The 22821-nt window shown below is 67.2% G+C and carries 24 protein-coding genes; 3 read left to right on the plus strand and 21 right to left on the minus strand.

Annotated elements, in window-relative coordinates; all coding sequences use genetic code 11:
• On the minus strand, positions 1-532 hold a 532-nt coding region (locus QH195_RS33600), incomplete at its 3' end, for an MFS transporter (protein ID WP_280438363.1).
• A gap of 21 nt (positions 533-553) precedes the next feature.
• Positions 554-976: a VOC family protein gene (locus QH195_RS33605; RefSeq protein WP_280420543.1), complete on the minus strand. Its 423-nt coding sequence runs from the start codon at positions 974-976 to the stop codon at positions 554-556.
• Between the two features lie 339 nt (positions 977-1315).
• On the opposite strand from QH195_RS33605, the gene QH195_RS33610 reads away from it, so the two are divergent.
• A complete protein-coding gene (locus tag QH195_RS33610; protein WP_280420544.1) occupies positions 1316-2758 on the plus strand; it encodes a glutamate decarboxylase in 1443 nt (480 codons plus the stop codon).
• Positions 2759-2845: 87 nt separating this feature from the next.
• Here the strand turns inward: QH195_RS33610 and QH195_RS33615 are convergent, their stop codons facing one another.
• From QH195_RS33615 to QH195_RS33625, 3 genes are all read right to left on the minus strand, one after another.
• Positions 2846-3229, minus strand: a complete 384-nt coding sequence (locus QH195_RS33615; protein WP_280438364.1) for a hypothetical protein — start codon at positions 3227-3229, stop codon at positions 2846-2848.
• Positions 3230-3352: 123 nt separating this feature from the next.
• Complete coding sequence (locus QH195_RS33620; protein ID WP_280438365.1) at positions 3353-4558, minus strand: NADH:flavin oxidoreductase; 1206 nt, start codon at positions 4556-4558, stop codon at positions 3353-3355.
• Positions 4555-5133: a TetR/AcrR family transcriptional regulator gene (locus tag QH195_RS33625; protein ID WP_280420547.1), complete on the minus strand. Its 579-nt coding sequence runs from the start codon at positions 5131-5133 to the stop codon at positions 4555-4557. The genes QH195_RS33620 and QH195_RS33625 overlap by 4 nt, the downstream gene beginning before the upstream one ends.
• A 203-nt stretch (positions 5134-5336) precedes the next feature.
• Between QH195_RS33625 and QH195_RS33630 the strand changes: the two genes are divergently transcribed.
• Positions 5337-6191: a 3-hydroxyacyl-CoA dehydrogenase gene (locus QH195_RS33630; protein WP_280438366.1), complete on the plus strand. Its 855-nt coding sequence runs from the start codon at positions 5337-5339 to the stop codon at positions 6189-6191.
• A gap of 22 nt (positions 6192-6213) precedes the next feature.
• Here QH195_RS33630 and QH195_RS33635 read toward each other — a convergent pair whose 3' ends face one another.
• From QH195_RS33635 to QH195_RS33710, 16 genes are all read right to left on the minus strand, one after another.
• A complete protein-coding gene (locus QH195_RS33635; protein ID WP_280438367.1) occupies positions 6214-7416 on the minus strand; it encodes an amidohydrolase family protein in 1203 nt (400 codons plus the stop codon).
• Positions 7417-7447: 31 nt separating this feature from the next.
• Positions 7448-8512, minus strand: coding sequence for an acetamidase/formamidase family protein (locus tag QH195_RS33640; protein WP_280438368.1), 1065 nt, complete (start codon positions 8510-8512; stop codon positions 7448-7450).
• The gene (locus QH195_RS33645) at positions 8512-8913 is read right to left on the minus strand and encodes an allophanate hydrolase-related protein (protein WP_280420551.1); all 402 of its coding nucleotides are present in this window, start codon (positions 8911-8913) and stop codon (positions 8512-8514) included. The genes QH195_RS33640 and QH195_RS33645 overlap by 1 nt, the downstream gene beginning before the upstream one ends.
• A gap of 42 nt (positions 8914-8955) precedes the next feature.
• On the minus strand, positions 8956-9618 hold the full coding sequence (locus tag QH195_RS33650) for a GntR family transcriptional regulator (RefSeq protein WP_280420552.1): 663 nt from the start codon (positions 9616-9618) through the stop codon (positions 8956-8958).
• Entirely contained in the window at positions 9615-10520 is a 906-nt protein-coding gene (locus tag QH195_RS33655; protein ID WP_280438369.1) for a hypothetical protein, read from the minus strand. The genes QH195_RS33650 and QH195_RS33655 overlap by 4 nt, the downstream gene beginning before the upstream one ends.
• Before the next feature lie 47 nt (positions 10521-10567).
• On the minus strand, positions 10568-11941 hold the full coding sequence (allB, locus tag QH195_RS33660) for an allantoinase AllB (RefSeq protein ID WP_280438370.1): 1374 nt from the start codon (positions 11939-11941) through the stop codon (positions 10568-10570).
• Positions 11942-11969: 28 nt separating this feature from the next.
• Entirely contained in the window at positions 11970-13025 is a 1056-nt protein-coding gene (locus tag QH195_RS33665; protein ID WP_280438371.1) for an ABC transporter substrate-binding protein, read from the minus strand.
• Between the two features lie 34 nt (positions 13026-13059).
• Entirely contained in the window at positions 13060-13869 is an 810-nt protein-coding gene (locus QH195_RS33670) for an ABC transporter permease (RefSeq protein ID WP_280438372.1), read from the minus strand.
• Positions 13866-14630 carry an ABC transporter permease gene (locus QH195_RS33675; RefSeq protein WP_280438373.1) on the minus strand — a complete coding sequence of 255 codons (765 nt, stop codon included), beginning with the start codon at positions 14628-14630 and terminating at the stop codon, positions 13866-13868. Before QH195_RS33675 ends, QH195_RS33670 begins: the two co-directional genes overlap by 4 nt.
• On the minus strand, positions 14627-15439 hold the full coding sequence (locus QH195_RS33680) for an ABC transporter ATP-binding protein (RefSeq protein ID WP_280438374.1): 813 nt from the start codon (positions 15437-15439) through the stop codon (positions 14627-14629). Before QH195_RS33680 ends, QH195_RS33675 begins: the two co-directional genes overlap by 4 nt.
• Before the next feature lie 172 nt (positions 15440-15611).
• Complete coding sequence (locus QH195_RS33685; RefSeq protein WP_280438375.1) at positions 15612-16058, minus strand: hypothetical protein; 447 nt, start codon at positions 16056-16058, stop codon at positions 15612-15614.
• A 37-nt stretch (positions 16059-16095) separates the two neighbouring features.
• Positions 16096-16821, minus strand: coding sequence for a hypothetical protein (locus QH195_RS33690; protein ID WP_280420560.1), 726 nt, complete (start codon positions 16819-16821; stop codon positions 16096-16098).
• A 142-nt stretch (positions 16822-16963) separates the two neighbouring features.
• The gene (locus QH195_RS33695; RefSeq protein ID WP_280438376.1) at positions 16964-17767 is read right to left on the minus strand and encodes a CbbQ/NirQ/NorQ/GpvN family protein; all 804 of its coding nucleotides are present in this window, start codon (positions 17765-17767) and stop codon (positions 16964-16966) included.
• Positions 17768-18062: 295 nt separating this feature from the next.
• Positions 18063-19592, minus strand: coding sequence for a nitric oxide reductase activation protein NorD (locus tag QH195_RS33700; protein WP_280438377.1), 1530 nt, complete (start codon positions 19590-19592; stop codon positions 18063-18065).
• Between the two features lie 186 nt (positions 19593-19778).
• Positions 19779-20396, minus strand: a complete 618-nt coding sequence (locus QH195_RS33705; RefSeq protein WP_280438378.1) for a TetR/AcrR family transcriptional regulator — start codon at positions 20394-20396, stop codon at positions 19779-19781.
• A gap of 130 nt (positions 20397-20526) precedes the next feature.
• Positions 20527-21678, minus strand: a complete 1152-nt coding sequence (locus QH195_RS33710; RefSeq protein WP_432278331.1) for a transcription termination factor Rho, short form — start codon at positions 21676-21678, stop codon at positions 20527-20529.
• 429 nt (positions 21679-22107) lie between these two features.
• Between QH195_RS33710 and QH195_RS33715 the strand changes: the two genes are divergently transcribed.
• Positions 22108-22686: a dihydrofolate reductase family protein gene (locus QH195_RS33715; RefSeq protein ID WP_280438379.1), complete on the plus strand. Its 579-nt coding sequence runs from the start codon at positions 22108-22110 to the stop codon at positions 22684-22686.
• The last annotated feature ends 135 nt before the right edge of the window (positions 22687-22821 follow it).

Here is a 22821-nt window from a genome sequence, read left to right on the forward strand (position 1 = left end):
CCCCCCCCATCCGGGGTTTGGGGGCCACGGCCCCCCCCCGCCGCGCCCCCCCGGCCCCCGCCGGGGCCCCGGGGGCGGCGACCAGTCCGTAGGCGGCATTGCGGCGTTCGGCCGCGATATTCGCGGCGACCAGGGACACGATCGCCGGCATGATCAGTGCGGCGCCGATCCCTTCCAGTAACGACCAGCCCAGGAGGAGAATGCCCAGATTCGGTGCCAGACCGGTGACGAACGATCCCACGCCGTAGACGATCAACCCGATTCCGAACACCCGCCGGCGGCCGATGATCGCGCCGATCTTGCCGCCGGTGATCATGAGCGAAGCCATGACGAGGGTGTAGAGCGTGATGGCGGTCTGGATACCGGTGATGGTCGTGTCCAGGTCCTGCGCCACGGTCGCCATCGACACGTTCATCACCGAACTGTCCAGCGTCATCAGGAACTGCCCGGCGCACAGGACGGCGAGGACCAGTCCGGACCCGGACCGGGTCTCCATCTCCGGGCCTGGCCGGTTGCTCGTCGGGGGACTCATCGGGCCCGGCTCCGGTTCCGCCTACTGACCGCCGAAATCGAACATCCACGGGATGGAGAACCGGTCGGTCAGCATCCCGAACAGTTCGGTCCATTCCGTTTTGGCGAGGTGCATATCGATGGTGCCGCCGACGGCGAGGGCGTCGAACAGCCGCTGAGCCTCGTCCTGATCGCTGAGTTCGAGGCACACCGTGAAGTTCGGGCGGGTGGAGATATCGACGGTCTGTCCGGGCGGGCAGTCCGAGCCCATCAAGATCTGTTCGACTCCGTTGAGCGGCAGCGCCACATGCGCCACCAGGTTCTTGGCCTCGGCGGGCAGGTTCTCGGCCTCCCCCATATCGCCGAAGCGGATCAGCTGGAGGTCGCCGCCGAATACGGACTGATAGAAGGTGAACGCCTCCTCGGCGTTGCCGTTGAACATGAGGTACGGGTTGACGGATTTCATGCGGATCTCCTTCTCGGCCGGAAGCGGATAGCGGAGGAACGCCGGGACTGGGCGTCGTGCACGACCCGAGCCGTCGTCGGCAACCGAACTGCCGAGTCCAGATCATGCATCGGAGGTCCGGTCCACTGCCGAACCTAACTCGCGCTCGCCGATTCCGCAGCAGAACGGCCCCCATGTATTCCGGTTCGGTATGCGCGCGTGAATCGGCTCGCCGAGCTCAGCGTCGGTCCGGCCGCAACGCCCTTGACCAGGGCATACTCCTGGCGTATCCACCGAGGGCACCAAGGGGAGGGACCGAACCCCGCGCGCCGGAGGCGTGCGGACAACCCAGAGGTTTCCATGGCGCTGACGCATCCGGCGGATTCGCCGGACAACGATCGTGACCGGGTCGCGGTGAATCCGGTATTCACGCGGGAGCCGCTCGAGGTACCGCGTAACCGGCTGCCTGCCGCCGAAATCGACAGTGATACCGCCTATCAGATCGTGCACGACGAGCTCCTGCTCGACGGTAACGCCCGGTTGAACCTGGCGACTTTCGTCACCACCTGGATGGAACCGGCGGCGCAGACACTGATGAGCGAATGTTTCGACAAGAACATGATCGACAAGGACGAATATCCGCGCACCGCGGAGCTCGAGCAGCGGTGTGTGCGGATTCTCGCCGATCTCTGGCATGCCGAAGATCCCGACCACGCCGTCGGTTGTTCGACCACCGGGTCGAGTGAAGCGTGCATGCTCGCCGGGCTGGCGTTGAAACGACGGTGGCAGCGGCGGCGGCGCGCGTCCGGGCAACCCGCCGACCGGCCGAATCTGGTGATGGGCAGCAATGTGCAGGTGTGCTGGGAGAAGTTCGCCGAGTACTGGGATGTCGAGGCGCGGCTGGTGCCGATGTCGGGGGAGCGGTTTCATCTGACGGCCGACGAGGCGGCGGCGCACTGCGACGAGAACACCATCGGTGTGGTGGCGGTGCTCGGTTCCACGTTCGACGGCAGCTACGAGCCGGTCGCCGAGATCTGCGCGGCACTGGACCGGCTCCGCGACGAACGCGGTCTGGATGTTCCGGTACACGTGGACGGCGCGTCGGGCGCCATGTTCGCCCCGTTCTGCGATCCGGATCTGGAATGGGATTTCCGGCTGGCGCGGGTGGCCTCGATCAACACTTCGGGGCATAAATACGGGTTGGTCTATCCAGGTGTGGGCTGGGTCCTGTGGCGGGACGTCGCGGCGCTACCGGACGAGCTGGTGTTCCGGGTGAATTATCTGGGCGGCCAGATGCCGACTTTCGCGCTGAATTTCTCCCGGCCGGGAGCGCAGGTGGTGGCGCAGTACTACACCTTTCTGCGGCTCGGCCGCCGAGGCTACGAACGTGTGCAGGGTTACTCCCGGGAAGTCGCCGCGACGCTCGCCGACCGGATCGCGCGGCTGGGCCCGTTCCGGCTGATCACCGATGGGCGCCAGCTCCCGGTCTTCGCCTTCACGCTGGCTCCGGAGGAAACCGGGTACTCGGTGTTCGACGTATCCGCGGCCTTGCGCGAACAGGGCTGGCTGGTACCCGCCTACACCTTCCCGGCCGACCGGCAGGATCTGGCGGTGCTGCGCATTGTTGTCCGCAACGGTTTCAGCCATGATCTGGCGGATCTGCTCGTCGGGGCGTTCGAACGGGCGCTACCGCGGCTGCGCGCCCAGCGGGCCCCGCAGCGGGGTGCGGAATCCGCGTCGTTCTCGCACGGTGCGGATACCGATGCCCGGGGCGCGATCCCGTCCACGGACGGCGGTAACTGAACGTCCGTGTGGTGGGCGCGGAGACGGTCGCCTGCTGCTCCGCGCCCACCACACAGGTGTCCACCGGTTGGTGAACCGTTGGACAGGTCAGAACGCGCTGCCGGTACCCGGGAGGAACCAGGGCAGCGGCAGACCGTGGCCGTAACCATGGCCCAAACCGAGGCCGTGGTTCCAGCCGCGGTTCCAGCCGGGATGGCCGTGGCGGTGGCGGTTGCGGTGGCCGCGATCCCAGCCGGCGCCGTGGTCGTGGCGGCCGTTCCAGCTGTGATCGTGCCGGCCGTGGCCGTGGCCGTGACCGTAGCCGTGTCCGTGGCGGCCGGGACGGCTGACGTCCTCGACCTCGTTGCTCGCGGTGACCGCCACCGGATCGGCCAGTGCCGGGGCGGCGGTGAGTGCCAGTGGTGCCACTGCGATCACGGCGGTGGCGGCGATACGGGTGATGAATCGTTGGGTACGTGAACTACGGCGCATGGTTCGGTCCTCTGTCGGTCTTCCCGCCGGGGCGGGTGCTCTACGGGCAATCGCACTGTGGGAAGCGCGTTTTCGATAACCCGAACCATACCGTTAAACAACGGCACATTCAATATGTGTCCGTTAATTGGTCTTGCCGGTTGTGCCGGCGGACAGCGGCTGCGGAGGTTCGAGCCGCAGTACGCACCGGGTACGGCTGTAGATCGTCGGCATGCACTCGTTGCAGTGCACACAGGCCGATTCGGTTGCCGCATCGGATTCGATGCGACGCAAAAGGTCCGGTTCCCGCAGCAGTGCCCGGCCCATGGCGACGAACTCGAATCCCTCCGCCATCGCCAGCCGCATCGATTCCAGATCGGTGATACCGCCCAGCAGGATCAGCGGCATGGACAGCTCGCGGCGGAACTGCCGGGCACGCTCGAGCAGATACGCCTTCTCGTACGGATATTCGCGCAGGAAGGCCTTGCCGAGCAGGCGGAAACCCCACCGCGTCGGCGCCGGCAGTGTTTTCGCGAACTCCTTGCGCGGGGCCGCGCCGTGGAACAGCAGCATCGGATTCAGCAGTGAACTGCCCGCGGTGAGTTCCAGCGCGTCGAGCGCGTCGTCGGCCTCCAGCCAGGAAGCCACCTGTAGCGACTCCGGAAGCGTGAAACCGCCCCGGACACCGTCCTCCATGTTCAGTTTCGCGGTCACCGCGATCCGGTCGCCGACCGCCTCGCGTACCGCGCGGGCGATCTCGCGGGCGAACCGGGCCCGATTCTCGAGCGAACCGCCGTAGACATCCTTGCGCCGGTTCAGTATCGGGCTCAGAAACGAACTCGCCAGATAGTTGTGTCCGAAATGGATTTCCACCGCGTCGAATCCGGATTCGACCGCGAGTTTCGCCGCGTCGGCGTGGGCGGCGACGAGTTCACCGATCTCGCCGATCGACGGCACCTTCATCGGGGCCATACCGAGCGGGCTGAAGAACCGGCTCGGCGCCACCGCCGGGACACGGTTGGAGGCGGCATTGGCGACCGGGCCGGCGTGCCCGAGCTGCGCACTGGCCGCCGCGCCCGCGGCGTGGACCGCATCGGTGAGCCGGCGCAGGCCGGGGACGGCCTCGGGGCGCATATAGATCTGGTGCCGGTCGGTGCGGCCGCCGGGAGCGACCGCGCAGTAGGCCACCGTTGTCATCCCGACCCCGCCGGCCGCCACCTCGCGGTGGAATTCGATGAGATCGTCGGTGACCAGCGCGTCCGGGGTGCGTCCCTCGAAGGTGGCGGCCTTGATCACCCGGTTGCGCAGGGTGAGCGGGCCCAGGGTGGTGGGTGCGAACACATCGGTCATCGGTTGTCTCCTGTCGGTGCGGTGAGCCCGGCGACGACGAAATCGCGCAGGGTCGCCGCGGTGTGCGGGGATAGCGGCCGGTCTTCGGCGGCGGCGGCGCCGAAACGCATGATGATCAGGTCGAAGGCGAGCATCCAGCGGTGCCGGCTCTCGCGTTCGTCCACCTCGGGCAGCAGTCCGGACCAGGAATCGATGCGGAACCACTGCTGTTGCCAGTGCCGGACCTGCCGGCCGATAACGCATTGCGCGAGCAGGCGTAGATGCAGTCGGCCCAGTGGATCGGCTGCCAGCTCGGTGAAGGGAGCGAGTACCGCGTCCACGATCTCGGCGACCGCACGCGGGGCGGCGGTGGCCTCGGCCAGCCGGTCTGCCCACAGCGCGCCGAGCCGGTCTTCGAGCAGGGCCGCGAGCAGGGCTTCTTTGGAACCGAAGTGATAGTGGACCGCCGCTGCGTTGGCGCCGGCCTCGGCGCAGATCCGGCGCACCGAGACCTCTTCGTAGCGTTCGGTCAGCAGTAGCCGTTCGGCTGCCGTGAGCAAACGTTCCCGGGTGGCGGCCGAGACATTCTGGGGCATATGCGTAGTGAACCACCGCGCCACGCATATTTCAATCAATGATTGAAATACTGATTGAAACCCGCGTGCTGAGTCGTTACGCGATCGCAAACGGGGCGGCCGCCCGGCCCCGCCACCGCCCCCGCCGATCCTGGTCTACTGGTCTACGCAAAGCCCGTGATCGGCCCGAAAGCCCGTTCGATCCGACCGGTAAGGAGAACACGATGGCCATCGAGATTCGCGCGGTCGCAGTCCTGGGCACCGGGGTACTCGGCTCCCAGATCGCCTTCCAGACCGCCTTCCACGGGTACCCGGTGCACGCCTACGACATCAGCGAGGCCGCCCTCGACGCGGCCTCGGACCGCCTCGCCCGCCTCGCCGCCACCTATCGAGACGAGGTGATGGGCGCGACCGCCGAACAGACCGAACAGGCCCGCGCGCGTATCGCCCTCACCAGCGATCTCGCTACCGCCGTCGCGGATGCCGACCTGGTGATCGAGGCGGTCCCGGAGGTACTCGAGATCAAACGGCAGACCTATCAGAAGCTCGCCGCCGTGGCCCCCGACCACACGATTTTCGCCACGAATTCCTCCACCCTGCTGCCCAGTGATATGCGCGAGTTCACCGGCCGGCCGGACCGGTTCCTGGCCCTGCATTTCGCCAACCAGGTGTGGAAATTCAACACCGCCGAGGTCATGGGCACCGACCGGACCGAACCGCAGGTCTACCGCGCCGTGGTCGATTTCGCCTCCTCGATCGGCATGGTCCCGATCGAGGTGCACAAAGAGCGGGCCGGTTACGTCCTGAACTCGCTACTGGTGCCGTTCCTCAACTCCGCGATCGAACTCGCCGCCGGTGACTACGCCGAACCGGAAGATGTCGACAAAACCTGGCGGATCGCCACCGGTGCACCGATGGGCCCGTTCCAGATCCTCGACGTGGTCGGGCTGAACACCCCGTACAACATTCTCGTTGCGGGCGAGGACACACGAGAACTCGCCGCGTGGCTGAAGGACAACTACATCGACAAAGGCAAGCTCGGAGTTGCCACCGGGGAGGGCTTCTACAAGTATTCGTGAATCGGTGCGGGTCGAGTGGGACTCATTCCGTCAGCTCGGTGACGGTCGATCGCTCCGAACGGGTCGCCGCGACCAGCCGTCCGCGGTGCAGGACCAGCCGGTCCGCCGGGGCGGCGGCGACGGCGGCGCGCAGGCCGCCGGCCCGTACCGCCAGCAGATCGGCCTGGGCGCCGGCCACCGGGCCGGCCGGGGGTAAGCCCATCAGTGCCCGTGCCTCGTCGATCACCGCGGCACCGGCTTCCTGCGGCGTCAGATGCCCGGCGGTGATCAGCAGCATGGCGGTCTCGAACGGATCGCCGCTGCCCACCGGATTGAACGGGTCCTGGATATTGTCGGCGCCGGCGGCCACGCGCACGCCGGCATCGAGCAGCGCGCGGAGCGCGGTGAGGCCACGGGGTTTCGCCGTCGGCTGATCGCGCGCCTGCAGGTACAAGTTGGTGATCGGGAGGGTGACCACGCCTATCCCGGCCGTGGCGACAGCGGCGGCCACGCGGGCCGTGACCTGCGGGCTCGTCATCCCCAGGCTCACACAGTGGCTCGCGGTGACCGGGATCGAATCGGGCCACTCGCGCACCATATGCGCGAGCTGTTCCAGTGTGAGCATTTCCGGATCGAGCTGTTCGTCGATATGCAGATCGACCCCGGCCCCGTGTTCGGCCGCGATCCACAGCAACCGGCGCAGGTTCGCGCTGGGGTCGGGCGTCTTGTGCGGATGGCCGCCGACGAAATCGACTCCGAGGTCGAGCGCCTCGTGGATCGCGGCGTCCTCCACCGCGTACGGAGCCAGTGCCACCAGCTGGATATCCAGGACCGCGGCGAGTTCCGCGCGAACTCGCAGCAGTGCGTGTACACCGCGCAGCGGCTCCGGACCGGGCAGCAGGTTCACATGCGACCGGATGGCGGTGGTTCCGTAGGAGAGTGCGCGCAGCGCGGCCGTCCGGGCCCGATCGGCGATCCCGTCGACCGTGAGCTCGGGATTGTGGGACTCCCAGGACTCGATAGCCGCCGCGAGGTCACCGAGCGGCGGATGGATCTCGTCGAAAGACAGCGCCTTGTCGAGATGCACATGCGGATCGGCGGGTGCGCCCAGCAGCAGATAGCCGGTGAGATCCAGGTCGAGGTCGCCGGCCGGTGAACCCGTCGCGGGGACCACCCTTTCCACCCGGTCGTCCCGGATGTGGACGTCCACCTGCCGGCCGTCGGCGGTGGTCGCATTGCGCAGCACCGGAACCGGGCGGCCGTCGGCACGACGAAAGCTAGGCCGCGAAGTCGCGTTTGCGGATCGCACAGTGCACTCCTTTCACGATGTCCACCACCTGGGTGATCGAGAAGTCCGCGGCGGCGCTGAGATACAGGTACGCCTCGCTCGGCGTCATACCCGTACGCGCGGCCAGGAAATCGACGCTGCGCCTGGCACAATCCCGCATTGCCATATCGAGGCTCTCGTGCAGACCGAGCAGGATCCAGTGCTCGTCGGTCTCGGCGAACGGCGCGCCCGCGTCGTGACCGGCGAGCGACTTCTGGACGGTCAGCCGCGCGGTCACCCGCAACGACCCCTCCAGCGCGGTGAGCGCGATCTCGCCGTTGCCCTGCGCGAAATGCGGGTCACCCAGATAGAAACCGGCGCCTTCGACCTGTACGGGCAGGAACAGCGAACTGCCGGTGACGATCTCGCGTAGATCGATGTTGCCGCCGAACGGGCCGGGCGGGATCGTGCTGCGCGGTTCCGCACCGCCCGGTGTCACCCCGCACAAGCCCAGGAACGGCCGGACGGTGATCGGTACGCGGCCGGCGCCGAACCGGTACTCCGCGTGCCCGGTCGCGTCCTCGAGCGCGCAGAACCGGCTGAACACTGCCGCGACGCTGCCGTCCTTCTCGCGCGGGAGGATATCCGGAAGGGCGCCCCGGCCGTGCCGGCTGGAGATGATCCCGTACGGGACCCGGGGTGTCAGGTCCAGGAAGTCCACGCGTAGCCAATCACCGGGTTCGGCGCCGCGTACCCGGAGGGGTCCGAGGACGATATGCGGTCCCGGAGGTTTCTGCGATCGGCGCAGATCGGACTCGGCCAGCACGACGGCATCCGGCAGGACCTCGGCGGGGGGGACCCCGAACTGCCCGAAATACGCCACCGGATCCCGGCCCTGGTCCTCCATGAGCCCTTCCTGCGAGACCGTGTCGAAGGTGACGGTGTCACCGCTGTCGATCTCCAGGACCGGTGGGGTGCCCGGAACAGGTAGTGAGCCCCATCGGACCGTCTCGGGAGTGCACCACAGGTAGTGGTCGGCGGTACCGGGATCGATACCCGCGGTGAGGACGGCCATCAGCGATGATCCGCCGTGGCCGCACGGTGTTCGCGCCAGCCGCCCGGCGCGGTGATCTCGCATACCGATCCGCCGGGACGAGGTAACCGGCGGCACACCATGCTCAGCGAACCGCGGCCGTCCTCGAGCTCGATCACCGACAGTTCCAGTTCGGCCGGCTCCCGCGGCAGCAAATTGTCCCGCAGGTCGGCGTAGGACACCTCGTAGATTTCCCCCGGTACCGCCCAGCCGCCCTCGGAAACCCGGGCCAGCCCGGGGAACACGTCGTGGAACGAGAAGAAGCGGTAGCGCGGCGCGGTGCGCACGGCACCGAGGTATCGCGCGCCGGCCAGGGCGTCGTTGAGTGCACCGCCGCGCATGGCCTGGCCATTGACGAACATGAGCACGACATCGTCGGGCATGGGAACTCCTTGTGCGGCGCAGCGCCTGCGCGAACGAGGTGACTAGGTGAGCGAGGTGTTGCCGGGACCGCGTAACGCGTGGATTCGGGCGGCGGTGGTGGCGCGTCCGAGATCTCCGCTCGACAGCTCGTCGAGCAGGGCACGGTGCTGGGAGACCGGCTCGTGACCCGGCTGCTGCACGTAGTCGTCGGTGGGATAGAGAAAGGCCTGCCGCTGCAGGAACGACGAGGTGACCGGCGTGAATGCGGCGCGGTTGACGGCCATGTGGAATTCGAGGTGGGCCATCGAGTACTGCGGGCTCCCGACGCCGTATGCGCGCAGCGCGTCGCCGAGTGGGTCGAGCAGTGCGTACAGCGCCGTCCAATCGACGGAATCGGCTTTGGCGGTGAGCATTTTCGCCGCGACCTGATCGAACGCGACGCGCAGTTCGTGCAGTTCGGCGCGGGCCGCGGCGTCGAATTCGACCACCACCAACTGGCCGCGGCGCACCCGTTCCACCAGGCCTTCACTGGTGAGGCGCTGTAACGCCTCCCGGATCGGGGTACGGCTCACGCCGAGTTCCTCGGCGATCTGCTCCTCGGTCAGCCGGATACCGCCCGCGTACTCGCCGGTGGTGATCTGCTGGCGCAGGAACCGGTACACCCGTTCCCGGACGCTGACCTGCTCACCGGGGTGCAGGGCCCCGGTGGTGCCGGGCGCGCTCACCGCGCGTCCGCCCGCAGCAGCGCAGCCCGGCAGGCATTGGTGACACGCTGCATGAAGGTCCCCGACATGACGTTCATCCCGGCACGTAGTGCCGCGGTCTGCAATGCCGAAACCCGGTTGTTCAGATCGAAGTAGCTGTTACCGGGAGCAGTGAGCTCCCCGAAATCGAAGACGAACGGTTGCTGTTCGGAGTCGTCGGTTTCGCCCCAGGTGGTGGTATTGACGACCAGTGCGGGCGCGGCCTCGGCGAACCGCGCCTTCAGAACGTCCGGGGTCACCGGTTCCGCACCGAATCGGGCCGCCCACGAGGCCAGGGCCGTGGCATCGCGAGCGCTGCCGATCAGTTGTGCACCCGGCCAGGCGCGCCGGCAGGCCAGTGCCACCGAGTTCGACGACCCGCCCGCGCCGAGCACCAGCACACCGGACGGCGTCCGGCCCCCCAGGACGGTCTCCATCGCTGCCTGGGCGGCCCAGCTGTTGGTGTTGACGCCCGTGGTGATGTCACCGCTGCGTAGCAGTGTGTCCACGACTCCGGTACGTGCGGCGGACCCGGTGTGATCGCGGATCAGACCGGCGACCTCCTGCTTCCACGGGCTCAGCACCAGCGCCAGATCCCAGCTGCTGTCCGCGAGCAACGCGGCCGGATCGGGAAATGCCACGCTGTCGGCGATTTCGACGTCCGCGGCGGTGAGCGCGTCCAGCAGCAGCGCCCCGTGCAGGGCTCGTGGCGCGGTGGTGCCGATACCGGCGATCACCGCGAGCGCGCCACCACAGGTACGGGTGCCGCTGCCGGCGTCCGGGACGATCGTGCGCACCTCGTCCAGGCAGCGCATGACCGCGTTTCGTACAGTGCCCGCGCCGTCGCCGCCGGTATCGAGCAGCGATATCTGTGCCTCGGTCACGCCTTCTCCCTTGTAGTGGTGTTCACGGATTGTGGTCTCTGTCTTGATCACACTGTGGCGGAGAGGGTTTCGCGCGCCGGGCGGACCTGACGGCCGGTCGGCCCGCCGATGATCTCACCCTTCTCGTAGACCAGTTGCCCGCGCAGATAGGTCGCGACCACCGAGCCGGTGAGGAATCGGCCGTGGTACGGGGTGACGTTGTGTTTGGAATGCAGGGCGGCAGCGTCGAGGGTGGTCTGTGCGGTCGGATCCACCAGGACGAAATCGGCGTCGTACCCGGGGGAGAGCTGCCCTTTACCGGCAATGGACCAGCGCTGGGCGGGGCGGTAGGCGCACAGTCGCACGATGTCCTCGATCGTCAGTTTGCCCGCGGCCGCGGCCGTGAGCAGAAGCGGAAGCATCGTCTCCACCCCGATGAACCCGCCGTAGGCCTTCCACACATCGGGTTCGGCCTGTTCGGCGGCGGTATGCGGGGCGTGGTCGGTGGCGATGATATCGACATCGCCGCGGGCGATCCCGGCCCACAGCGCCGACACATCGGCGGCGGGCCGGATCGGCGGGTTGAGTTTGATCAGGTTGCCATGGGTGTCGTAGGCGGAATCGTCGAGGAACAGGTGCGCGATGAGGGTTTCCACACTCACCTGGTGGCCTTCGGCGCGCAGGGCCAGCACGCGGCGCAGTCCCGCGGCAGTCGACAGGTGATGGATATGGAGTTTCGTACCCGCCTCGGTGGCCATGGTGATGATCCGGGTGACCGCCTCGACCTCCACGAAGGCGGGCCGCCCTTCCAGATGGGCACGCGGATCGGTCCGCCCGCAGGCGCGTAGCCGGTCGCCGAACATGCGCAGCAGATGATCGTTCTCGGCATGTACCCCGACCACCAGATCCGCCGCGGTGGCCGCTTCGAGTCCCCGGAAGATGGCGGCGTCGTTCGGGCAGCGGTTGTCGCCGGTGGTCTGGCCCATGAAGAGTTTGAACCCCAGCGCACCGAGCTCGGCCATACCGGCGATCTCGCCGTCGTTGTCGTGGTCGATCATGCCGTAGAGGCCGAAATCGACGTAGGCCTTGGACCGCACCAGGTCCAGCTTCTGCCGGTACCGTTCGGCCGTCGCCACCGGGGGCGAGGTATTGGGCATATCGGCCACCGTGGTGACCCCGCCGGCGGCCGCCGCCCGGGTACCGCTGGCGAAATCCTCCTTCTCGGTCATCCCGGGTTCGCGGAGATGGACGTGCATATCGACGAGACCGGGAAGGACCAGCAGCCCGGTCGCATCGACGGCCGGTACACCGGCGGTGGCGAGTCCGTCACCGACAGCGAGCACCCGGCCGTCGCGGACCGCGATGTCCTGCCGCCGGCGGCCGTCGTGGGAGACCACGGTGGCGCCGGTGACCACGAGATCCGGGGTGAGAGGTTCAGGCATGGGGGTACAGCCCTTTCGGTGCTAGAGATCAGGCGAGGGCGAGATCGGGGTTCTCGGCATAGATCTCGTGGATCGGTCCGAGGTCGAACAGGTCGTCCACGGCGAGCCGCAACCCGCCCGCCGAGATGGATTCGATATTCGCGGCGGCGTCGGAATCGGAGATCGAGACGATCTGCTGGCGCGGGTCGCCGTTGCGGATCAGTTCGTTACCGGCCAGGCAGCAGTCGTAGGTGGCGGCCCGGTCGAGTTCCAGGGTGCGCCCGTACTCGTCGACGGTGATATCGGTGGCGAGCCGCGGGTCGGCCAGCACCTCCTTCCAGCCGCGGATCTCCGCGGTCAGGAATGCCTTCACCTTGTCGCGCTGATTGTCGAGATTGTCCTGAGTGGTGATGTAGGTCTGACCCACCAGCGGAAAGCCCATATCGGTGAGCAGGACCGTGTGGATATCGAAACCCTTGTGCCGCAGGTCGATCGGCTGACTGTTGACGAATCCGAGGTAGCCGTCGATCTCGCCCGCGGTCATCCCGATCGGGTCGCCCTGGACGGGGACGGTGTCGATCCGGGATTGGTCGAGGCCGAGCGCGGCCATGAAGGTCCGCCAGACCGGTTCGCTGGAGGAGGCGCAGCCGATGGTTTTGCCGTAGAGGTCCTCCGGACCGTTGATCGGCGTCGCGGCCATGGACATGATGCATCCCGCGTACCGCTGATACACCGCACCGATGATCTTCAGAGGTGCCCCCTTCGCGACCGCCGAACCGACGATCGGTACCTGCGAGACACCGGCGAAGGTGCGGGTGAGGACATCGGATTCGATGGGCGGCGCGGTGGGTCCACCGGACACCAGGTCTGCGCCGGAGAATCCGGCGTCGCGGTAGTAGCCGTTGCGGTCGGCGAAGTAGCTGCCCGCGAACTGGGTGTTCTTCATCCAGGCGAGTCGCTGGGAGGCGATACCGAACCCGTCGCCGGTGCCGGTGGCCGAGGTTCCCGAGACGCAGGCGGAGAGCGCGGCCGAACCGGCCATCGCCAGACCGCCGACCGCCAGGCTGCGGGTCAGGAACTTGCGGCGGTCGAATTGTGCAGACATATGTGTGCTCCGAGGATTTTCGAGGGGGCGGAGATCAGCGAGGTGCGGTCATGCGGGCCGTGACGAGATCTTCGACGACGGCGACCATTTGGTAGACGACGACGCAGACCACGGTGAGTACCACCACCGAGGCCCACAGCCGGTCGAACTGGAATTCGTTGGCGGCGCGCAGCATCTGGCCGCCCAGGCCCTCGCCGGTGGCGAGCCATTCGGACAGCAACGCGCCCACGACCGAGGTGGTCACCGCGACCCGTGCCGCCGCGAACCAGGTCGGTATCGCGTACGGGAGCGAGACCTTCAGAAACGTGGTGAGCGTGGTGGCGCCGAACGCAGTGATCATGTCGATATCGGCCCGCGGGGTCGACCGGATCCCGTGCAGCATGGTGAGCAGCGCGGGAACCACGACGATTGCCGCGCCGATGACGGCGGTGGCGGCGGCGCCCCGGCCGAAGATCAGCACCAGGATGGGTGCGACGGTCACCATCGGAATGGCGTGCATCGCGGTGATCGCCGGGGTGAACATGGCCTCCGCGGTCCGGGAGAAGTAGAACAGCAGCGAGATCGCCGCGGCCAGAGCGAGGCCGAGTACATACCCGTAGGCCGCGTCGGTGAGTGTGTGCAGCAGGTCCGTGGCTATCGCCGAACGGTTGGCGCCCGCCTCCGGTGCGGAGATCAGATACGTCCAGACGTCGGCGGGTGATTTCGCCACGAAGGGACTGACGTTCACAGTTCGCAGGAACAAGGTCCAGACCAGCACAATGGCGAGCACCGCGCCGGCCAGCGTGGCCAGCGTCCGGGCCGCGCTGCGGGCCAGGGGATTGCCGGGGGGCGAGACAGTTGTCATGAGCGGCCGGCCTCCGCGGTTGTCTCGGCTGCCCACGGTGTGGCGTACCGCCCGACGGCCGCGACCAGCAGGAACGATCCGGCGGCCAGCGCGCCGCACACCAGAGTGATACCCCAGGTCCGGACGACATCGCTGGATTGCTGGGCGGCGACCAGCGCGGCACCGAGCCCGCGCTCCTGACCCATGAATTCGCCGATGACGGTGCCCAGCAGGGCGGCCGGGATGGCGATCTTCAAGGCGGTGAGGATATCGGGCAGCGCATACAGCAGCTGTACTTTTCGAAGTACGAGATAGCGGCCGCCGCCATAGGCGCGCACCAGATCCTCGCTCACCGGGTCGGCGTGCCGGAGCCCGTTGAGGGTCCCCACCAGGGTGGTGAAGAAGACGGAGACTGCCGCCATGATCGCCGAGGTCACCGGGCCGTTGAAGCAGGCCGCCAGAATGGGAGCGATGGCGATCAACGGTACGCAGGCCGACGCTATTCCGATCTGGAGCACCAGCTTCTCGACGGCTGGAACGGTGAGAACGATTGCAGCGCACCAGATCGCGGCCAGATTGCCCCAGAAGAATCCGGCTGCTGCCGAGGCGAGTGTCACGGGCAGGTGCAAGTTGTAGAAGGCCGCCCCGTCGGAGACCAGTCCGGTGACGATTTCGGCCGGCGCTGCGATGGCCGGCCCGAGTACTCCGGTGGCGCCGATGATCTGCCAGGCGGCGAGGACTGTGGCGGATCCGGCGAGGGCGAGGTATCTGCGCTGATTCACGAGCGCGCTCCGGCGGGAACGGGTTCGGGAGTGGAATTCCCGGCGCCGAACAACAACGCCGAGAGCAGGTCGACGTATTCGTGAAACGCGTGGGTGCGCATCAGTTCCGGTGTGCGCGGACGGGGTAGATCGATCTCGACCACTTTGCGTACCCGTCCCGGCCGCGGAGTCATGACGACCACGGTGTCGGAGAGAAACACCGCTTCGGCGATTCCATGGGTCACCATGAGCGTGGTCGCGGGGCGTTCGGTCCAGATGCGCAGCAGTTCGACGTTCAGGTTCTGCCGGGTCATATCGTCGAGTGCGCCGAACGGCTCGTCGAGCAACAGCACCCGGGGCCGTACCACCAGGGCGCGGGCGATGGCCACCCGCTGGCGCATCCCGCCGGATAGCTGGGCCGGGCGTGCGTTCTCGAACCCGGTGAGGCCGACCAGGTCTATCAGCTCCTGAACGGTGTCGTCGTCGACCGGTTTCTTCGACACTTCCAGCGGAAGCCGGATATTGGTGCGCACCGACCGCCACGGGAGCAGGGCTGCCTCCTGGAAAGCGATCCCGAGATGGTCGTGCCGGCGCAGTTCGCGAGGTGTCTCACCGTGGACCAGGGCTACCCCTTCGGACTGCGGTTCCAGGCCGGCCAGAATACGCAGCACGGTGCTCTTACCGCACCCGGACGGCCCGAGGAGGGTGACGAACTCGCCTTCCCGGGATTGGATATCGACCCCGTCGAGTGCTGTCACCTCCTGCCGCCGCGTCGTGAATTTCTTCGTGAGACCGCCGATATGGATTCCGGGTGCGGTAGGCGAGACCATGCGTTCTCCTCGTGTGGTGCCTCCCGGCTTGTATCCGAGTTCGGATCCAAGCTCGTATCCAAAAGCTACGAGCCGGACATTTCGTACCGATGAATCGGCGGCACGAATGCATTACGTTCCGCTCACCGGTCTCCGGATCGCACCCACTCGCGGTCGGCGCCGTCCGGTACCGCTACCGAGGTGGTGCGGGTGCGTGTTGCTCCGCCTCGGCCCGGGCCAGGCGGTCCTCGTGGATCTGCACCAGCTCGCGGAACCCGATCCGGTCCCAGCCGGGTTTCGGCTGGATTCCCCATTCGTCCTGCGCGGTCCGCTGACCGGCGGCTTCCGGGGGACCACCGAACGGTGGGCCGGACAGCGGGTAGGGGTGCTCGCATTCGAGGGTGTCGTCGGAGTACCTGACCTTCATGAGTTCACTGCAGATCTCGGTGAACGACAGGGTCGGCCAGCCGTACCAGAGGGCGAGCGCCGGTACCGTGAACGCGCCCTCGATGACGAGCGCGAACAGGCAGACGAAGATGGCGCGCCGCAACCATTTGTGCATTCGCGCGTACGGTGCGGTGGTGCCGAGGGGCAGTTCGCTTTTCCCGGCATCGCCGGTGGCGGGGGTGGATGTGCTCATGGGAAGTCCTTCGAGCGGAAAGGTATCGGGCTACCGGTCAGTCGGAGAAGATCTCGCGGTTGACGGTGTGCAGGTAGGGAATCGCCAGGAACGGCGTGATGTAGAAGATGTCGTAGAGCCACCAGCCGATCACCGGCAGCACGACCCCGTCGTAACGGACGTCGGCGTACATGGTCATGTTGAACGTGTAGCCGATCCAGATCACCAGGCCGAACCAGCAGGTGACGATCATCCACTGGTGTCCCCAGCGTTTCATCTGCAGGAAGGCGATGGCGGCGGCGATTCGCATCGGGAAGACAGTCAGCATCAGGGCCACCTCCCAGCCCTTCTCGCCCGGGGCGCCGGCTCCGCCGATCCACAGTTCGTTGTAGTGCCAGAAATAGCCCGCGTCGAAGAAATTGCCCCACGCGGTGAGGATTACCCGGTTGATCAGGGTGTGGTTGGCGATGAGGTCCAGTGCCCAGCCCAGGCTGTTGAGCGCGGCATCGAGGATCACCAGATAGCCGATCAGCGTGACGATGATCGGCCGGACCGACAATCCGGACTGCTGTGCCCGGCGCTGTAGCCATACTCCGCGCAGGAAGATCGGCAGGCCGACGATGCCGAGCACAAGCGTGCCCATCAGCAGTGTTCCGGCGGTGAGCCACCAGTCGGCTTCGCGCTGGGCGCGACGGGATTCGTCGTGGTGTTCGTCGTAGGCGTCCTGGTGGCCGGTTACCGCGGCGGAGCCGCGCCAGGGGAGGGGGAATGCCGAGAGTTTCACGAGGGGCTCCTACCAATCCCGGACGGAATACATGTGCAACTGGATGAGGAACATCGCCAGGAGGAATCCGTAGGCGAAGATCTGGACGGCGATGAGGGCCCGCCGCCGGCGGCGATCCTGTTCGTTCATGGTGGTCCTCCTTCTAAACCGGCTGCGCGGAAGGGGTTTGCGCATCGGCCAGTGCGGCCGCCGCGATCTCGCGCAGACCTTCGCTGATCGCGCCGTTACTGCTCAGGGGCGCGAGAATGCAGGCAAGGGCCGCCTCCCACTCGTCGGCTCCGGCGGCGACGAGATGTGCGGTGGTGACCAATACCCGGGTGGAGGGCGGCTCGAAATGGAAAATCTCGTCGGCTTCCCGGATCGTGCGGGCACAGGCCACCAGGCGCCGGGCGGTCTCCGGCGCCACACCGGTTTCGGAGACGACCACCGCGGCTTCGCGGTCGGGGTCGAGATAATCCATGGTGAGGGTCATGAAACGCTGCCGGAACGACGGTTTCAGTTCCTTGAGCGAGCTGCGGTAGGCCGGGTTGTAGGAGCAGACCAGCATGAAGGTTTCCGGGGCGGGCACCACTTCGCCGGCGCGGTCGAGGTAGAGCGCTCGGCGGTGATCGGTGAGCGAATGCAGGATCGCCAGCGAATCGTGGCGGGCCTCGACCACCTCGTCGAGATAGCAGATGGCGCCGTTCTTGACGGCCGTGGTGAGCGGGCCGTCACGCCACACCACATCGCCACCGGTGACCAGGAACCGGCCGACCAGATCCGCGCTGGTGAGATCGTCGTGACAGCTGATCGTGACCACCGGACGGCCGATTCGCTGCCCCATGTGCTCGACGAATCGAGTCTTACCGCAGCCGGTGGGACCGGTGAGCATCACCGGGATACGACGTTGAAAAGCCTTGTGGAACAGCTCGATATCGTTTCCGGTCGAGTAGTACTCCGAATTCATCCTGACCTCTCCTCCGATCGCCGGGTCGTGCCTGCCGCCGCGACACGCGCATCTCCGATCAGGAGCCGGCCGAGCGCATCGGCCTGTCGTCCCGTGCGCTCGGCACACCGACTCCGGGCCCCCGAGCCCGACCGGCGTGCACTCCGGCGGGCGGGCTTCTGCGCCGCCTGGGATCCGCCGTTCGAGTACGTCGGCCATGCCACGGCGACGATCCGGCCTGTCGCTGCCCGGTCGGCCGGCTGAGCAGCTTCCGGCTGTCTGTCCCGCGCGTTCGCGGGGTATCCGCAGGTGCCCATCACACGGCGACCAATTCGCGATGGACATGGGCGAGCACTCGGGGTAACTCCTCCACCCGCCGGATCCGCCGGGAACGCCGATCACCGAACACGGTGGGTAGCGGATCGACCCGTACGGGCCCGATTCCGAGGTAGTAGACGGCGACACCCGCCTCCGCGGCCTCCTCGACGGCATGCGCGACATCGGCCCAGGCGTAGCGGCCCTCGTATCCCTCGTCGGAGATCAGGCCGTCGCCGATGACCAGCAGCAGTCGCCGCTGCGCGGGCTGGTCGAGCAGACGGCTGGTCAGATGTCGGATGGGCGCGCCGAGGCGGGTGTAGCCGCCGGTCTGCAAGCCGAGACCGCCCGGGTCGACGAAACTCGGCTCGTCGAAATCTTTCAGGCAGCGGACTTCCACCCGATGGCGGGTGTTGCCGGTGAAAACGAAGATCCCGTGTCGTTCGCGGGTGACGGCCATGGCATGCGACAGGGCATCCGCGCACGCCAGTTCCAGGCGGAAGGCCCGGCCGTGGTGTATGCCGAGCGACGCACTACCGTCCAGCAGGACGGCAGTGGCCGCATCCCGGGCGTGGGGCAGCAATTCCCGGAACACCCGTGGTTGCGGGGCCGCCCCGGTCGCCAGGTCGGCGTAGTAGCCGATATAGCGGTCGATATCCAGATCCGACCCGTCCTCGAGGCCGCCGGTCATGGCGCGGTGGTTGCGCTCACGGAACCACCGCCGCACGTCCACCGCGACGGGAGCGGGATCATGCGCCGGCTTCGGCTGCCGGCGTTCGAGAACAGCGACGTGGCCGGGCAGGAACCTGCCGGTCCACATATTCCATTCCGGGTACGGAATTCCCGCGCGGCGGTCCGGTGCGATCTCGGGATCGTCGTTCTCCGGCCGGCTCGGCGGTGGCAGGTTGGGGTTGCGCACACCGCCTTCGCCGCCGACGGGTACCGACATGGCGCGGTAGGAGTCGGTACGCGGCGAGGTCCACGGCATGCGCCCGTACATCCGTCGTACGGCCACCGAAACCCGGCCGCGCGGCGGGAAGGTCAGCGGTGGCGTGCCGAGGATCGGATGGGGGACCGGGGAGCGCGCGCCGCGGGCCGCCGCGACCGCCCGGTCCAGTATCGCGCCGCCGTCCAGATCGGGGTCGCCGATCTCCAACTCCGGCAGCACCCGGCGCAACTCCGGCAGCAGACCGGGAAATCTCACGGCGATCCACCCCAGCGCGACGGTTCCTTCGACAACTGCCAGGCTCGCGATCTCGCGGGGCGAGAGTTCGTGCAGTGCGTACCGGGCGATACGTTCCTTCGACGGCGCGCATTGCAGCGCGACCCCGCAGGTCAGGGTGCGTCGGTTCCAGCCCGGCGGCGGCGGGTACGGCACATGAACGACGGCCTGCGCCGAATTCAGGCCGAACGACCGGCGTTCACCCGTGATAAGCCGGGCGCCGCTGCGACGCCGCGCGGAGAACGCGACGGCGGTGACGGCGCAACTGCGTTCCAGTGCTGTGGCATTCGTGGTTTCGCGGACGTCCATGGCCGGCACCTGTGCCTCGGTCGCTCACATGATCCGGTGGCTCAGAATGTCCCGATATTGCGCATGACCCAGTACCAGAACCCGATCACGGCCCCCATGGAACCCCAGGCGACGATCAGCCGCACGATGTCTTGCCACATGGGAACCTCCGAGGTGATCAGTTGTCGACAGCCGGACGGCGGATGCTCATCTCGGCTCCATACCGCGTAATGCGACGTCGACGTAGTTGGTGAGCATGGCCGCTCGCACGGATTTCGCATCGCTGGTGGTCGTGAGCAGGGCATACAGCCCGAGCAGGAAGAACACCGCGCTGTGGAAGGGATCGATCTCGTCCGCGGCCTCCCCGGCCGCGCGCGCCCGGGTGATCTCCTCGACCACCAGCACGATCAGTGGGTGGTCGGTCCATTCGTCGTCCGGCGGACGGGTCGGGGCGAAATGCAGGCCGAGCACATCTTTGAAAAGGATCGCACCGACCCGGCGTTCGACCGAGAGGACGAGCTGGACTGCTTTCTGGAGGGCGCCCGGCAGATCGTGCGGGCCGGCGACGAATCGGGCGAACTCCTTGGCCACCCGGGCTTCCTCGCGCCGCTCGAGTTCCAGCAGCACATGCTCTTTGCTGGGGAAATGGAAATAGAAGGTGCCCCGTGCGACGCCGGCGGCATCGATGATGGCGCCGACGTCGGCTCCGGCGGTACCGGTGCGCTTGAACTCCGTGACAGCAGCCTCGAACACCCGTTTACGGGTCTCCAGTCGTTGAGCTTCCCGGCCCCGGGGCCGCTGCGTCGGCGTCTTCACGTAACCCATCAACCCATTCTCGCTGAAAAATGTCAATAAAAAATTTCAATGACTTGTGTCAGCGAAGGTGTGTTCTACTGGTGTAGTGCGGTTTCGAAGTAGGTGGTCGCGGCGCCGTGCGACTATCCGACCACCGCGCTCAGTTCGCGGTTCGGATCTGAGTCAGGAACTCGGTATTGGTTTCGGTCTGCCGCAGGCCGGCCAACAGGAGTTCGAGAGCCTGTCCGGGTTCACGGCCGGCGAGAGTCCTGCGCAGTGAACCGGTGGCGACGCGCTCATCCGGAGCAAGGAGTAGCTCCTCTTTACGCGTGCTCGACCGGTTGATATCGATCGCGGGAAACAGCCGCCGGTCGGCGGCCCGGCGGTCCAGCTTCAGTTCGGCGTTCCCGGTGCCCTTGTACTCCTCGAAGATCACGGTATCGGCGAGCGAACCGGTCTCCACCAAGGCGCTGGCGATGATGGTGAGCGAGCCACCGTTCTCGATATTGCGGGCGGCGCCGAGAAACTTCTTCGGTGGCGCCAGGGCCGCCGCGTCGACGCCGCCGGAGAGGATGCGCCCGGAACCGGCAGCGGCCAGGTTGTAGGCGCGGGCCAGCCGGGTCAGCGAATCGAGGAGGACCACCACATCGCGACCCATTTCGACGAGACGTTTGGCGTGTTCGATGGCGAGTTCGGCCAGCGCGATATGGTCGCGGGCCGGCTGATCGAAGGTCGCGGCGGCGACCTCGGCCGGTACCGCGCGGGACAGATCCGTCACCTCTTCGGGGCGTTCCCCGACCAGTACCAGCATCAGCTGGCATTCGGGATGGTTCTTGGCGATGCCGTGTGCCATGGATTGCAGTACGGAGGTCTTGCCCGCTTTGGGCGGTGCGACCACCAGGGCCCGTTGACCCTTGCCGATCGGCATCACCAGATCGGTTACCCGCGTGGTCAATTCATGCGGTTCGGTCTCGAGTCGTAGCCGGTCCTGCGGGTAGATGGGGACCAGATCGGCGAAATGCGGCCGTGATTTCGTATTGGCGGGTGGCAGTCCGTTGATGCTCTCGACTCGGATGAGTGGCGGCAGTTCGGCATTCTCGCGTTTCGACCCGGCCACACCGGTGAGCGTATCGCCGCGACGGAGTCCGTATTCACGGATCAACCGGGCCGGGACATGGGCATCGTGCGGGCCGGGCAGGTAGCCGTCGACGCGCAGGGAGCCGTGATTGTCGGTGATGTCGAGGATGCCGGCGATCGGTGCGGAACCGTCGCCGGTCGTGGCATCCTGTCTGCGAATAGTGTTGTCTTGCATGAGATTTCTCCTGAGAGTGGGTTGCGTGAACCGCGCGGCGCGAATCTGTACGCTCGAATCGCGCTCGCCGGGTACGTGGAGGTGAAATGTGGCGGCGCTGCGGGCGGGAACGGTCCGGCCCGGACGTGTGCCGAGTCGACGGCATTCGAAGACCGAAACGGTGAATGCGGAGCCTTGTGGGAGGGAGTTGTCCACCTACATCCACAAGACGAAGACTGCACCCACAGTAGCGGGCACCAGCTACAACACGCAACAGTGCCGCATTGTTCCCCGCCCGATGCGACCCCGGCCAGGGCGAAACTCCGAGCACGTCCGCGCGGTGGCGCCGGTTCGGGGCCGGCGGCACTGAGTTCCGGCGGCGATGAGTTTCGCGGCGGAACCGGGTCTCAATCCCTGTACCCGATCGACCGCGCCCGAGGAGAGAGTGCCATGACTGCCACGTATACGTTCGATGTCTTCGCCAGCCTCGACGGCTACGGCGCCGCCGGCGGCAACTGGACCGGGTACTGGGGTAAACAAGGTCCCGAACTGCTCGATCACCGCCTCGCCCTGTACGACGAGCGGCAGCGGATGGTCTTCGGTGCGAACACGTACCGGCTGTTCGCGCAGATGCTCGCCGCGAGCACCGAGGAGTCGGAGGTGCGCGATCCCTGGGTCACCCGGATGCGGCAGCTGCCGGCCACGGTCGTATCGACCACCCTCCACGGTCCGCTCGACTGGCCGGACGCCACCGTCGCGAGCGGTGATGCTGTCGACGTTGTGGCCCGGCTGAAGGCAGAGTCCGATCTGCCGTTGCGCTCCCACGGCAGTCTGTCGATGAACCGGGCCCTGATGGCCGCGGGGCTTGTCGACCGCGTCCAGGTCACGCTCTTCCCGGTGATCACCGGCCGCACCGGACTCGATCCGATCTTCCGGGATGCCGAGGATTTCGACCTCGAATTGCTCGAGTCCCGGACACTCGACGGCGATATCCAGGAACTCGTCTACCGGCCCACCCTGCACGTCTGAGCCCGGCTGCCGTCAACCGAGGTGCGGGGCCCGGTCTCGCCGCCGAGCCGTAAGCCGGGGGCGGTTCCGGTCATACCCTCGATCGATCTCCCCGTGAGCAGCTGACCGCGGCGGTGCCGAGGTAGGGGTGCTGCC

This window comes from Nocardia carnea, assembly GCF_029868855.1.
GTDB lineage: Bacteria > Actinomycetota > Actinomycetes > Mycobacteriales > Mycobacteriaceae > Nocardia > Nocardia carnea_A.

Coding starts and splice junctions, on each gene's coding strand:
- QH195_RS33605 (WP_280420543.1), bottom strand. CDS start 976: ATGAAATCCGTCAACCCGTACCTCATGTTCAACGGCAACGCCGAGGAG.
- QH195_RS33610 (WP_280420544.1), top strand. CDS start 1,316: ATGGCGCTGACGCATCCGGCGGATTCGCCGGACAACGATCGTGACCGG.
- QH195_RS33615 (WP_280438364.1), bottom strand. CDS start 3,229: ATGCGCCGTAGTTCACGTACCCAACGATTCATCACCCGTATCGCCGCC.
- QH195_RS33620 (WP_280438365.1), bottom strand. CDS start 4,558: ATGACCGATGTGTTCGCACCCACCACCCTGGGCCCGCTCACCCTGCGC.
- QH195_RS33625 (WP_280420547.1), bottom strand. CDS start 5,133: ATGCCCCAGAATGTCTCGGCCGCCACCCGGGAACGTTTGCTCACGGCA.
- QH195_RS33630 (WP_280438366.1), top strand. CDS start 5,337: ATGGCCATCGAGATTCGCGCGGTCGCAGTCCTGGGCACCGGGGTACTC.
- QH195_RS33640 (WP_280438368.1), bottom strand. CDS start 8,512: ATGGCCGTCCTCACCGCGGGTATCGATCCCGGTACCGCCGACCACTAC.
- QH195_RS33645 (WP_280420551.1), bottom strand. CDS start 8,913: ATGCCCGACGATGTCGTGCTCATGTTCGTCAATGGCCAGGCCATGCGC.
- allB (WP_280438370.1), bottom strand. CDS start 11,941: ATGCCTGAACCTCTCACCCCGGATCTCGTGGTCACCGGCGCCACCGTG.
- QH195_RS33665 (WP_280438371.1), bottom strand. CDS start 13,025: ATGTCTGCACAATTCGACCGCCGCAAGTTCCTGACCCGCAGCCTGGCG.
- QH195_RS33670 (WP_280438372.1), bottom strand. CDS start 13,869: ATGACAACTGTCTCGCCCCCCGGCAATCCCCTGGCCCGCAGCGCGGCC.
- QH195_RS33680 (WP_280438374.1), bottom strand. CDS start 15,439: ATGGTCTCGCCTACCGCACCCGGAATCCATATCGGCGGTCTCACGAAG.
- QH195_RS33685 (WP_280438375.1), bottom strand. CDS start 16,058: ATGAGCACATCCACCCCCGCCACCGGCGATGCCGGGAAAAGCGAACTG.
- QH195_RS33695 (WP_280438376.1), bottom strand. CDS start 17,767: ATGAATTCGGAGTACTACTCGACCGGAAACGATATCGAGCTGTTCCAC.
- QH195_RS33700 (WP_280438377.1), bottom strand. CDS start 19,592: ATGGACGTCCGCGAAACCACGAATGCCACAGCACTGGAACGCAGTTGC.
- QH195_RS33705 (WP_280438378.1), bottom strand. CDS start 20,396: ATGGGTTACGTGAAGACGCCGACGCAGCGGCCCCGGGGCCGGGAAGCT.
- QH195_RS33710 (WP_432278331.1), bottom strand. CDS start 21,678: ATGCAAGACAACACTATTCGCAGACAGGATGCCACGACCGGCGACGGT.
- QH195_RS33715 (WP_280438379.1), top strand. CDS start 22,108: ATGACTGCCACGTATACGTTCGATGTCTTCGCCAGCCTCGACGGCTAC.